Annotated in this window: 11 protein-coding genes; 2 read left to right on the top strand and 9 right to left on the bottom strand. The window is 72.2% G+C overall.

The window, feature by feature from the left end:
* Positions 1–49 precede the first annotated feature (49 nt).
* From ABD285_RS10075 to dusB, 8 genes are all read right to left on the bottom strand, one after another.
* Entirely contained in the window at positions 50–1678 is a 1629-nt protein-coding gene (locus ABD285_RS10075; protein ID WP_284255571.1) for an ABC transporter substrate-binding protein, read from the bottom strand.
* 115 nt (positions 1679–1793) lie between these two features.
* Entirely contained in the window at positions 1794–2618 is an 825-nt protein-coding gene (locus tag ABD285_RS10070; RefSeq protein ID WP_344202365.1) for an ATP-binding cassette domain-containing protein, read from the bottom strand.
* Between the two features lie 9 nt (positions 2619–2627).
* Positions 2628–4226: an ABC transporter substrate-binding protein gene (locus tag ABD285_RS10065; RefSeq protein WP_344202363.1), complete on the bottom strand. Its 1599-nt coding sequence runs from the start codon at positions 4224–4226 to the stop codon at positions 2628–2630.
* A 59-nt stretch (positions 4227–4285) separates the two neighbouring features.
* Positions 4286–6169, bottom strand: coding sequence for a DNA primase (gene dnaG / locus ABD285_RS10060; RefSeq protein ID WP_344202361.1), 1884 nt, complete (start codon positions 6167–6169; stop codon positions 4286–4288).
* A 3-nt stretch (positions 6170–6172) separates the two neighbouring features.
* Positions 6173–7468: an RNA polymerase sigma factor gene (locus tag ABD285_RS10055; RefSeq protein ID WP_284252446.1), complete on the bottom strand. Its 1296-nt coding sequence runs from the start codon at positions 7466–7468 to the stop codon at positions 6173–6175.
* On the bottom strand, positions 7468–7887 hold the full coding sequence (locus ABD285_RS10050) for a YciI family protein (protein WP_344202359.1): 420 nt from the start codon (positions 7885–7887) through the stop codon (positions 7468–7470). The genes ABD285_RS10055 and ABD285_RS10050 overlap by 1 nt, the downstream gene beginning before the upstream one ends.
* A gap of 94 nt (positions 7888–7981) precedes the next feature.
* Complete coding sequence (locus tag ABD285_RS10045; RefSeq protein WP_284252448.1) at positions 7982–9232, bottom strand: deoxyguanosinetriphosphate triphosphohydrolase; 1251 nt, start codon at positions 9230–9232, stop codon at positions 7982–7984.
* Between the two features lie 4 nt (positions 9233–9236).
* Positions 9237–10406 carry a tRNA dihydrouridine synthase DusB gene (gene dusB / locus ABD285_RS10040; protein WP_344202357.1) on the bottom strand — a complete coding sequence of 390 codons (1170 nt, stop codon included), beginning with the start codon at positions 10404–10406 and terminating at the stop codon, positions 9237–9239.
* A 91-nt stretch (positions 10407–10497) separates the two neighbouring features.
* On the opposite strand from dusB, the gene ABD285_RS10035 reads away from it, so the two are divergent.
* Together ABD285_RS10035 and ABD285_RS10030 are read left to right on the top strand one after the other, a co-directional pair.
* Positions 10498–11532 (top strand): hypothetical protein, encoded by a 1035-nt coding sequence (locus ABD285_RS10035; protein ID WP_284252450.1) that lies wholly within the window; start codon positions 10498–10500, stop codon positions 11530–11532.
* Positions 11529–12005 carry an aminoacyl-tRNA deacylase gene (locus tag ABD285_RS10030; RefSeq protein WP_284252452.1) on the top strand — a complete coding sequence of 159 codons (477 nt, stop codon included), beginning with the start codon at positions 11529–11531 and terminating at the stop codon, positions 12003–12005. The genes ABD285_RS10035 and ABD285_RS10030 overlap by 4 nt, the downstream gene beginning before the upstream one ends.
* Before the next feature lie 87 nt (positions 12006–12092).
* On the opposite strand, the gene ABD285_RS10025 is transcribed toward ABD285_RS10030, so the two are convergent.
* Positions 12093–12467, bottom strand: a 375-nt coding sequence (locus ABD285_RS10025) for a DsbA family oxidoreductase (protein WP_344202354.1), incomplete at its 5' end; no start/stop codon positions are given.

Raw genomic sequence — 12467 nt, 5'->3', positions numbered from 1 at the left:
TGCATCCGGGGCGGGGCGCACGACGCCCCGCCCCGGATGGCCGGTGGTGCTACTTGCTGATGAAGGCGAAACGGAACTTGAAGGACGGGTCGAGCGTGGTGCCCTTCACGTCCGGTCCGACCACCGCGACCTGCGCACCCTGGAGCATCGGCAGCGTCGAGAGGTCGGCGCCCACGAGCGCCTGGATCTTCTCGATGTCGGCCTTGCGGGTCGCCGCGTCGGTGTCGGTCTGCTCCTTGGCGATCAGGTTCTGCACCGTCGGGTTGTCGTAGTGGTTGCCGAGGAAGTTGTCCTTCACGAAGAAGGGCGTCAGGTAGTTGTCGGCGTCGGAGTAGTCCGGGAACCAGCCCAGCTGGTAGGCCGGGTAGGCGTCCAGCACGCGCTGCTTCGTGTAGGTCGCGTACTCCGTGGACTGCAGGTCGACCGTGAACACGCCGCCGTTCTCGAGCTGGCTCTTGAGGAGCGCGTACTCGTCGCCCGACGACGGGCCGTAGTGGCCGTCCGAGACGTACTGCAGCTGCAGCTTGACCGGCGTCGTGACGCCCGCCTTCTGCAGGGTCTGCTTCGCCTTGTCGAGGCTGGGGCCGCCCTGGCCGTCGCCGTACAGGTCCTTCAGCACGGTCGTGGCGCCGGTCAGCCCGTCGGGCACGAAGGAGTACAGCGGGGTGTAGGTGCCCTTGTAGACCTGGGTGGCGATGGCCTGCCGGTCGATGAGATCGGCCACCGCCTGCCGCACCGCGAGCGCCTTCGCGGCATCCGGAGTCGGCGTCTTCAGACCGAACGGCATCGTGTTGAAGTTGAAGACGATGTAGCGCTCCTCGCCGCCGGGACCCGTGATGACCTTGACGTTCTTGTTCTTCTTCAGGTCGGCCACGTCGGTCGCCGAGAGGGCGCGGTACGCGACGTCGATGTTGCCCTTCTGGATGTCGAGCTTCATGTTCGACGGGTTCGTGTAGTACTTCAGCGTCACGTTCGACGTGGCGGCCTTGCCCAGCAGGCCTTGGTAGCCGGCGTACGCCTTGAACTGCACGAGGTTGTTCTTGTCGTACTTCGTGATCGTGTACTGACCGGCGAACGCCTTGTCCTTCACGATCGTCGCGTCGGGCGTGACCTTGTCGGCCGAGAACGACTGCTCGTCGACGATCGGCCCGACCGGGCTGGAGAGCACCTGCTCGAAGGTCTGGTCGTTCGGGTTCTTGAGGTGGAACACGACCGTGGTCGCATCCGGGGCGTCCACGCTCGCGAGGTTGGAGAGCAGGCTCGCGGGACCGTTCGGGTCGTTGATCTTGAGCTGGCGCTCGAAGGTGAACTTGACATCCGACGAGGTCAGCGCGTGGCCGTTGGCCCACGTGAGGCCGGGCTTGAGCTTGACGGTGAAGTCGTTGGGGCTGGTGAACTCGCCGGACTTGGCGATGTCCGGCTTGACGTCCGGACTGCCCTTGGGCTCGTTGAACAGGAAGGGGTAGATCTGGTTCATCACGGCGAACGAGCCGTTGTCGTAGCTGCCGGCCGGATCGAGGAACGTGACGACGTCCGTCGTGCCGACGATGAGGCTGCCGCTGCCGCCGCCCGATCCCCCGTTGCCTCCGCCGCCCGCGCATGCCGCGAGCACGAGCGACGCCGCCGCCGCCGATGCGACCGCCGCGATGCGGAGTCCCTTGCTGGTTCTGGATGGCATGTCCATCCTCCTCTTTCCCGTGATTGCAGGGGTCTCGTCGCACGCGACGCCGCCCCATCGTGAACGTCTTTCTAACACAGCGGAGTGCGCCGTGCCCCCGCCGCCTGTGAAGCGATCACCCGTTCGAGGCGCGCGCCGGGGCCCGCGTGACCTCGGCGAGCCGGGCGACATAGGGGTGCAGCGGGTGCGCGAGCACGTCGTCGACCTGGCCGTAGCCGACGAACAGCCCCCCGTGCATGATCGCGATCTGCTCGGTCATGGTGCGCAGCTCCCGGATGTCGTGCCCCACGACGAGAGCCGAGAACCGCCGGTCGCGCTGCAGGTCCGCGATCACGGTGAGAATGCGGCCGCGCACGAGCACGTCGACGCCCATGGTCGGATCGTCGGCCACGAGCAGCTCCGGCTCGAGGATCAGCGCCCGCGCGAGGGCGATGCGCTGCCTCTGCCCGCGGCTCAGCTCGTGCGGGAACCTCGACATGACCGACAGCGGCAGGCGTACCGCGTCGACGAGCGAGGCGACCGCGGCGCCGGCGTCGAGCCGGTTGAACCTGCGGTCGCGCTGGTAGATCGGGGCCGCGACGTTCTCGCCGATGGTGAGGTGCGGCACGAGCGTCGAGCCGCCGTCCTGCGGGAGGTAGCCGACGCGGAGCGCGAGCCCGGTCTGGCGCCGCGCGGACGATCGGACGATGTCGTGGCCGAGCACCTCGAGCGTCCCGCCCTGGATGTGCGGGGTCTCGCCCTCGCCGAACGCCGACTGCGCGGCGACCGCGCGGGCGAGCGTGCTCTTGCCCGACCCGGCCTCGCCGACGACGCCCAGGATGCCGCCCACGGCGATCTCGAACGTCGCGCCCGAGACGGCCACGTCGTCCGCCCCGTAGGCGAGCGTGAGGTCGTCGGCGCGCACCGCGATCCCGCGATCGGCCGCACGCCCGGATGCCACGGCTCGACCCTAAGGCATGCGCAGCGAGCCGAATCGCAGCGTGAACGACCCGTCGAACCGCACGCCGGTCACGCCGTCCGCGGTCACGGCGAGCTGCGCGGACTGCACGAGCGGCACCACGGGCATGTCGTCGGCGAGCCGGCGCTGGATCATCCGCACGTCGGCCGACCGCTTCGCAGGGTCGGCCCGGGTGATGGGCGCGGCGAGCAGCTCGAGCGCGGACGGCGTCGCGTAATGCGAGCCCAGCTGCGCGTCACCCAGCTGGTACGGCATCCGATAGGTCGCCGGGTCCGTGCCGTCCGGCGACCAGGAGCCGGGGTAGGCCTGGAAGGCGGCCTTCGGGCGCTTCGCGGCGAAGTCCGCCGCATCCACCTCGTCGATGTCGACCTGGAACAGGCCGCCGAGCTCGAGCTGCGCGGCGAGCGCCCGGTACTCGGCGAGCGTGCCGGGCGGGTTGAGTTCCGGGACGAGGGTGAGCGTGAGCGTGAGCGGCCTGGCGACGTCCGCCTGATCGAGCTCGGCCTCCGCGGCCGTGATGTCGGGTTGGCCGTGACCATCGCCGGTGATGGAGCGCAGCACCGGATCGGCGCCCGGCAGCCCGTCCGGGATGAACCCGTACAGCGGCGCGGTCGCCCCGTGATCGATCGTGAGGGCGAGCGCGCGACGATCGACGAGGTCCGCCACCGCATGACGCACCGCCTGCGCCCGCTGCGGCGCGGCATCCCTCTGCTTCGCGCCGTACGGCATCCCGTCGAGGTCGAACACGAGATAGCGCGCCGCGCCGCCCGCCGTCGCCACGACGTCGGCGCCGTGGTCGTCGAGCTGCTGCAGCTGGGAAGGGCCGATGCCTCCGTACCCGAGGTCGATCGCCCGGTCGGTGACGTCGGCCACGAGCGTCGACGGCGATCCGTAGAGCTTCAAGGTGACGTCGGGCGCGTGCGGGGAGCCGAGCGCGCCGCGGTAGTGCGGTGCGACGTGGAAGGTGATCAGGTCGCCGGGGTTGAAACTCTGCACCGTGTACGGACCGGCGAAGGGCTGCGTGGCCACGATGTCCTGCGCCGCGGCCAGGGCATGCGCCGGGAAGACCTCCTCGTCGACGATCGCCCCGGCCTGGCTGGCCAGGATGTCGGGAAAGCGCTGATCGCCGGGCGTCGCCAGCCGGAACACGACCGTCCGGTCTCCTGTGGCCCGGACGCTCGTGACACCGGCCAGCAGGGGCCACGGGCCGCCGGGCGCCTTGATCGCGCGCTGCCGGGTGAAGCTGCGCACGACGTCCGAGGCCTCCAGCCGGTCGCCGTTGGCGAAGCGCAGGTCCGGCTTGAGGCGCACCGCGTACGCGCCGTCGGCACGGAATCCAGCAGTCGCGGCGATGTCGGGCACGAGCCGGCTCGTGCCCGGCCGGATGGTCAGCAGGTGCGGGTAGATCTGCTCGGCGACGAGACGCCCCCCGGCGCCCGCGTCCGCGGCGGGGTCGAGCGAGGTCACGGGCAGCGCGGTGCCCACCACGATGCCGGCATCGCCGAGGGAGCCTCCGGCGGCGCATCCGGTCAAGAGGAGAGCGGTCGCGGCCGCGGCGGCGAGGGTCGCGCGAACGCGCCCCCGACCCATGAGAACAACTCTCGCATACCCCCGAACGGGTGGTGGACAACCCGGTCTAGTCTTACGGGCTATTCACGGCGCAGCCGCCGGCGCTCCGTCTCGAGCTCGGCCGACTGCCGCGACAGCGCCGCCCAGCGCGCCTGGTCGCCCTCGGCCTGCGCGCGCTGCATGGCGCCCACCAGCTCACCGCGCCGGCGCAGCAGGTCGCGCACCACGAGGTCGGAGACCACGGATTCGCAGTAGGCCGCGAGCCGGTCCGGCTGGGTCGGAATCGGTGCGGCCGCCAGGTCCCGCGCGAGCGGCACGAAACCCTCGGGCACCTGCTCGACCACGCGGTCGACCCAGGTCGCGTCGGCCGGCAGGCTCGCGACCACGGCGTCGCGCACGACCCGCAGGCTCTCGTTGCCGAAGCGCACCTCGGCGGCGCGACGCAGCAGTTCCTCGCCCACGGAGTCGGGATACTGCAGCATCGCCATGAGCGCGTCGCGCTCGCCCCGGGTCGCGGGGTCGGTGGGCAGGTCGACGAGGCCGGTGCGCGGCGCGACGGGCTCGGAGGACGCGCTGCTGCGCGAGGCATCGCCCTGCGGCCGGCGCTCCTCGACGCGCGGGGTCGCCCGCGAGGCGGCCGTCACCGCGCGGCTCACCTCCGCGGGATCCAGGCCCAGCCACATGGCGAGGCTGCGCACGTAGCCGCCGGAGAGGGAGCGATCCCGGATGCCGGCGACGATCGGCGCGGACGCCCGCAGCGCCGCCGTGCGTCCCTCCACGGTCTCGAGGTCGTGGCCGGCGAGGCGGCGCCGGATCATGAACTCGAACATCGGCCGCCTCGTGCGGATGAGCGAGCGCACGGCGTCGTCGCCGCGGTGCAGCCGGAGGTCGCACGGGTCGAGACCGTCGGGCGCGACGGCGACGAACGTCTGGGCGGCGAAGCGCTGCTCCTCGGCGAACGCCCGGCTCGCGGCGCGCTGGCCGGCCTCGTCGGGGTCGAACGTGAAGACGACCTCGCCCCGGTCACCGGTGTCGGCGTCGGCGGAGTCGCCGAGCACCCGGCGGATGACCTTGATGTGGTCGACCGTGAGCGCGGTGCCGCAGGTGGCGATCGCGGTCGTCACGCCCGCGAGGTGGCAGGCCATGACATCCGTGTAGCCCTCGACGATCACGACCTGCTTGCCGGTCGCGATCGCACGGCGAGCGAGGTCGAGGCCGTAGAGGACCGAGCTCTTGCGGTAGATCGGCGTCTCGGGGGTGTTGAGGTACTTCGGGCCCTTGTCCTCGTCGTCGGGCAGGAGCTTGCGCGCGCCGAAGCCCACGGTCTGGCCCGTGACATCGCGGATCGGCCAGATCGCGCGACCGCGGAACCGGTCGTAGGCGTTGCCCCGGTCGTTGGTCGAGAGCAGGCCCGCCTCCTTCAGCTCCTCGAGCGTGAAGCCCTTCGCCTTCAGATGATCGCCGAGCGCGTTGTACGACTTCGGTGCGAAGCCCACGCCGAAGCGATCGGCGGCCGCCTTGTCGAACCCGCGCCCCCCGAGGAAATCGCGGGCGAGCTTCGCCTCGGGCGTCGCGAGCTGGGCGCGGAAGAACTCCTCGGCCGCCGCGTTGGCCGCGAGCAGGCGGGCGCGATTGCCGTGCTCCGCGGCGGCGCCCCCGTCTTCGTAGTGCAGCTCGAGACCGACCCGCGCCGCGAGGCGCTCGACCGCCTCCTGGAACGTGACGTGATCCATCTTGACGAGGAACTCGAACGCGTCGCCGTCCTCGCCGCAGCCGAAGCAGTGGTATCGGCCGTGCCCGGGTCGCACCTGGAAGCTCGGGCTGCGCTCCTCGTGGAACGGGCACAGACCCTTGAGCGCGCCCACGCCGGCGCTCTTGAGCGTGACGTAGTCGCCCACCACGTCGGCGATGTTCACCCGGGCCTTGACCTCGTCGATGTCGCTTCGCGAGATCCGGCCGGGCATGGCTCAGAGTTTAGGGTCGGCGCCGGACGCCCCGCCGGGCCGCTGCCCCAGCGCGAGCGCCTTCGCGAGCAGGCTGCGGCGGCGGGTGGCGTTGCCGGCGAGGTCGGCGGCGCGCAACAGCTCCGCTCGCGCCTCGTCGGTGCGGCCGAGCCGCGCCAGCACCTCGCCGCGCACCGCGGGCAGCAGGTGCGAGTCGCGCAGCATGCCGCCGGCCGCGAGGTCCTCGAGCATCGGCAGGGCAGCCGCCGGACCGGATGCCATCGAGACGGCGACGGCGTGATTCAGCGCGACCACGGGGCCCGGCGCGATCCGCCCGAGGGCCTCGTACAGCAGCACGATGCGCTCCCAGTCGGTCTCCTCGTAGCGGGCGGCCGCCGCGTGCACCGCGGCGATCGCGGCCTGGAGGCCGTAGGCGCCGCGGCCGCGGCCCGTCGCGTCCAGGGTGCGGAGCGCGCCGCGACCGCGCGCGATGGCCGAACGGTCCCAGCGCCGGCGGTCCTGATCCGGCAGCAGGATCGGCTCACCGGCCGCATCCGTGCGTGCCCCGAAGCGTGAGGACTGCAGCTCCATGAGGGCCAGCAGACCGAGCGCCTCCGGCTCCCGCGGCACGAGCTGCACGAGCACGCGGGTCAGCCGGATCGCCTCGCGCGCGAGGTCGTCGCGCACCCACCCCTCGCCGGAGGTCGCGGCGTACCCCTCGGTGAAGACCGAGTAGAGCACCGCGAGCACGCCGCCGAGCCGCTCGGCCCACTCGGACGGGTCCGGCACCTCGAACGGCACCTGCGCGGCCGACAGGGTCTTCTTGGCGCGGGTGATCCGGGCCTGGATCGTCGGCACGCTCACGAGGAACGCGGCCGCGATCTCGTCGCTGCCGAGGCCCCCGACGACGCGGAGGGTGAGGGCCACCTGCGCCTCGGGGGCGAGCACCGGATGGCAGGCCGTGAAGATCAGGCGCAGCACGTCATCCGGGATCGGCTGCCACGGCGCCTGCTCCCACTGGTCGGCGCGCTCGGTCAGGTCGCGGGCGAGCGTCGCGTGGCGCTCCTCGAGGCGCGCCCGACGGCGCCAGCCGTCGATCGCCCGGCGCTTGGCCACCGCGGTCAGCCACGCGCCGGGGTTGTCGGGCACGCCGTCGCGCGGCCACGTCTGCAGCGCCTCGGCGAGCGCATCCTGCGCGAGATCCTCGGCGAGGGCGAAGTCGCCCGTGACGCGGGCGAGCGTCGCGACGATGCGGGCGGACTCGATCCGCCAGACCGCGGCGACGGCACCGCTCGCCGCGACGCTCGCCCGGGCGTCCATCAGAGATTGCCGGTGTGCTCGCGCCAGGCCCGCTCACGCCGGACGTACTCGTTGTCCTGCGGGAACTCGTCGATCGACGGCACGCGCCGCACCTCGAGCTTGACGCCAGGACCGCACGGCGCGCGCTTGGCCCACTCGATCGCGGTCGCCTGGTCGGCCACGTCGACGATCCAGTAGCCGTCGAACAGCTCGTGCGTCTCGCCGTAGGGGCCGTCGGTGACGATCGGCGGCGTCGAGGCGAAGTCGACGACGGCGCCCTCGGTCGCCGGCGCGAGCCCCTCGGCCGCGACGAGCACGCCCGCATCGATCAACGAGTCGTTGTACCGGCCCATGAGATCCAGGACCTCGGAGAAGTCGACGTCGGCGAACGCCTCGTGAGCCGAGTCGTCGGCCCGCATGATGAACATGAACTTCGGCATCTGGTCTGCTCCTTGCTTCGCGGGGCGCCGTGATGCGCCCTCACCGTTGCGTCGAACGACGACCCTGCGGATCGACACCGCCGCAGAACTTGTTCTAGCCGACGAGACGCTCGTGCCAGGCGATCGCCGAGACATCCGTCAGCGACGCCACCTGGTCGACGACGACGCGGCGGCGCGCGGTGTCGTCGGCGGCGTCGGTCCAGTCGCCCTGCAGCGCGGCGTCGAGATGCTGTTCGCCGGTCGCCCAGAGCGTGTCGGCGAGCTCGGTGAGGATGCCGCGCTGGCGCGAGTAGATCGGGCGGCGCGCATTGGTCGACATCACGTTGGCCGCGACGATGCCCTTCAGCACCGCGATCTCGGCGCGCGTCTCCGGCGGCACGACCACGTCGGCGCCGAACCGGGCCAGGGATCCGCCCGGGTGCGCGGCCCGGGTCGCCTCGGTCGCCCGGCCCGCGAACCGCCCGATGAGCTGACTCGTCAGGTTCTTGAGCCGGGCGAGGTCGCGCCTGCCGCCGTCCCAGGTCTCGAGCCATGAGCCGAGCGAATCGAGCCGGTCGAACGCGGCGATGAGGCCGTCCTGCGGAACCTCGTCGCCGATCCACGCGACCATGCTCGCGACGAGCTCCTCGTGGTCGACCCGCGCGCTCAGGGCGCGCACGTCGATGAAGCCGTTGACGATCGCGTCCTCGAAGTCGTGCACCGAGTAGGCGATGTCGTCGGAGAGATCCATGACCTGCGCCTCGATGCAGCGGCGGCCCTCGGGCGCGCCGTCGCGCAGCCACCCGAACGTCCCCGCGTCGTCGGCGTAGAACCCGAACTTGCTGCGGCCCGACGGATCCGGCTGCCCCTGCTCCTGCGGCCACGGGTACTTGCAGCTCGCGTCGAGGCTCGCGCGGGTGAGGTTGAGGCCGTAGCCCCGGCCCTCGGCATCGAACACCTTCGGCTCGAGCCGCGTCAGCAGCCGGAGCGTCTGCGCGTTGCCCTCGAAGCCGCCGATCGGCGCGGCCCACGAGTTGAGGGCGCGCTCGCCGTTGTGACCGAAGGGCGGGTGGCCGAGGTCGTGGGCCAGGCACGCGGTGTCGACGACATCCGGATCCAGCCCCAGGTCGAGCGCGAGCTCCCGGCCGATCTGCGCGACCTCCAGCGAGTGGGTGAGCCGGTTGCGGGCGAAGTCGAGACCCGCGGTCGGGCTCAGCACCTGGGTCTTCTGCGACAGGCGGCGCAGCGCGCTCGAGTGGATGACCCGCCCGCGGTCGCGCACGAAGTCGCCGCGGGCGTTGTGGTGCTGCTCGGGCAGGCGGCGCTCGGCGTCGGGCTCCCCGTAGCCGGCGGTCAGGTCGGCCAACGGGTCAGCCGCCGCTGTGGTGCAGCTCGGCGGCGGCGACGTCGGCCCGGTGCGCGGCGCCGAGCTCGCGGGACTCGAGCCAGCGGTCGGGCAGCGAGGGCGTCTTCGGGGTCCCGGCGCGCCCCCGCTGGCCCTCCGCCGGCTCCCCCGGGTACGGCTGGTCGCCATCGAGGGTCGCGAGCAGCTCGTCGATCTCGCCGAGGCTCGAGCTCATCGCGAGGGCCGCGCGCAGCTCGCCGCCGACGGTGTAGCCCTTGAAGTACCAGGCGACGTGCTTGCGGATGTCGCGGCAGGCGCGCTCCTCGGACTCGAAGAACTCGACCAGCAGCTCCGCGTGCCGGCGGAACGCGGCCGCGACCTCGCCGAGGGTCGGCTCGGCCACAGTGCCATCTGAACTGCGCGCCACCCCGTCGGTGAACGCCGCGGCGAGGTCGCCGAACAGCCACGGCTTGCCGAGGCACCCACGCCCGACGACGACGCCGTCGGCACCCGTCTCGTCCACCATGCGCAGCGCGTCCTCCGCGCTCCAGATGTCGCCGTTGCCGAGCACCGGCACGCTCGTGACGGTCTCCTTGAGCTTCGCGATCGCGGACCAGTCGGCGTGCCCGGAGTAGAACTCGCTCGCCGTGCGCGCGTGCAGCGCGATCGACGCCACGCCGGCGCCCTCGGCGATACGTCCCGCCTCGAGGTAGGTCAGGTGATCGGCGTCGATGCCCTTGCGCATCTTGACGGTCAGCGGCAGCGGGCCCGCGGCATCCACCGCGGCCTCGACGATCTCGCGGAACAGGTCGAGCTTCCACGGCAGCGCCGCTCCCCCGCCCTTGCGGGTGACCTTGGGCACCGGGCAGCCGAAGTTGAGGTCGATGTGGTCGGCGCGGTCCTCGGCGACGAGCATCGTGATCGCCCGCCGGATCGTGGCCGGGTCGACCCCGTAGAGCTGGATGCTGCGCGGCGTCTCCGACTCGTGGTGCCGGATGAGGCGCATCGATTCGGGGGTCCGCTCGACCAGCGCGCGCGAGGTGATCATCTCGCTCACGTACAGGCCCGCGCCGTATTCGCGGCACAGCCGGCGGAACGCCGTGTTCGTGATGCCCGCCATGGGCGCGAGCACGACGGGCACGTCGAGCGTCAGCGGCCCGATGCGCAGGGGGGCGGCGGTGGCGAGGAGAGACATCCCCTCCAGTGTCGCAGACGGGCCTCACGGGGACCGGCCCCGCCGTCGCAGCACTCTGGCTCGGATGAAGGGCCGCCGATAGGCTCCCTCCGTGATTCCCCGACGCATCCTCGCCCCGCTCGTCGTTGCGACCGCGGCCGTGCTCGGGGTGATCGTCCCCGCGTCGATGGCCTCGGCGGCCGTCGCCACGAGCGCCGGTGTGACGACATTGCCGCCGCAGCCCTTCGCGGGCAACCCGGCGACCGCCGACTGGATCGGCGACTACCTGGTCGACGGCGTGCCCAGCTGGATGACCGAGTTCGGATTCACGGCCCCGGATGAGGCCGAGCCGATGCAACCGGGCGGGGCCCTCGTCACGAAGTGGGGCACAGCGATCGATCCGGAGACCCTCTCCGAGATGTCCTATCTGCTCTTCGTGCACGGCAGCACGCCGACCTCCGTCCAGGCGGCAGCCCTCGCGCACATCGTGCACACCTGGACGGCAGCGCCGCAGAACCCCGGCCAGCTCGACCCGGCGAACGACTTCCGCCACATCGCCTACGACACGGCCTTCCACCTCGCCAAGCTGCCGAGCGGCGCGCAGGACGACGTGACGAGTCTGCTGGCGGAGGCGGCCATGCTTCACGGGCCGTGGTCGATCACCCTCACGGCGCCCGCCGCCGCGCGGATCGGCGCTGCGTCGAACTGGACCGTACGGGTGCTCGCCGGGGTGAACGGCGTGCCGAGCCGGACGGTCTCCCTCACGGTGACGAACGGCACGTTCGCGGGTGGCGCGACCACCACGACCGTCACGACGGGCGCCGACGGCTCGGCGGCGCCCGTCGCGGTCACTCCCACGGGAGCTGCTCCGGCGATCATCGCCACCGCGAGCGGACCGGCCGCCGCACCGCTCGTGATGGATCCCGTGGATGCCGACGTCTCCCGTGTGATCCAGGCGGCGAGCGCGCCGATCTCGGCATCGCTCACGGGCGCCGTGGCCACCACCACGATCGCGCCGGAGCTCGCCCGGACCGGCACTGCGGTGCCCATCGTCGTTCCGGCTCTCGGCGGCGCGCTCGTGCTCCTCGGCGTGCTGCTGGCGATCGTCTCCGCCGGTCGCGCCCGGCGCGGGCGCACGTCGCGATGACGGGTCGCGAACGGGTCGCGGCGGACGCGGCAGCGCGCGGCATCCCGATCGAGATCATCGAGCGGCCCGCGGCGGGCTCGCTCGAGGAGGCCGCGGAGCTGCTCGGGATCACCCCGGCCGACATCGTGAAGTCGCTCGTCGTGAAGCGGCACGACGGCACGTTCCTGTTCGCCGAGATCCCCGGCGACCGGCAGATCTCGTGGGCGAAGCTGCGCGCGCTCGTCGGCGTGAACAAGCTGCGGCTGCCCGAGGCGGCGGTCGCCCTCGAGGCCACCGGCTACGAGCGCGGCACGATCACGCCCCTCGGGTCGAGCACGGCGTGGCCGGTGTTCGTCGACGAGCGGGTCGCGGGGCGGCGGGTGTCGATGGGCGCGGGCGAGCACGGGTACTCCGCGTTCGTGGACGCCGACGCGCTGATCCGGGGCCTCGGAGCCACGGTCGCCGATATCAGCGAGGAGATCCCTCCGCGGTAGCGGGAGCCGGGATCTCGCACACGCCGTCGACGCAGACCTCGGCGTCGGGCGTCTCGAGCGGCACGATGCGCTCCAGCTTGATCCGGGTCATGAGGCGACCTCCTCGCGCTTCTCGGCCACCTGGCGCAGGACGTCGGCGAACGTCGCCGGGTCCTGCGCGCCGGAGACGCCGTACTGGCCGTCGAACACGAAGAACGGCACGCCGTTGATGCCGAGCTGCTGCGCCAGCGCCTGATCGGCACGCACGTCGTCGAGATGGCGGTCGTCGCGCAGCGCGGCGAGCGCCTCGTCGCGGTCGAGCCCGATCTCCGCTGCGAGATCGGCGAGATCCTCGTCGCGCCCGACGTGGCGGCCCTCCTCGAAGTAGGCGGCCAGCAGCCGCTCCTTCATGTCGAGCTGCCGGCCCTGCGCCTTCGCCCAGTGGATGAGCTGGTGCGCCTTCACGGTGTTGGTGTGCTTCAG

Origin of the sequence: Pseudolysinimonas kribbensis, assembly GCF_039531715.1 — a bacterium.
Taxonomy (GTDB): domain Bacteria; phylum Actinomycetota; class Actinomycetes; order Actinomycetales; family Microbacteriaceae; genus Pseudolysinimonas; species Pseudolysinimonas kribbensis.
This window is presented reverse-complemented; position numbering and strand designations above follow the sequence as displayed.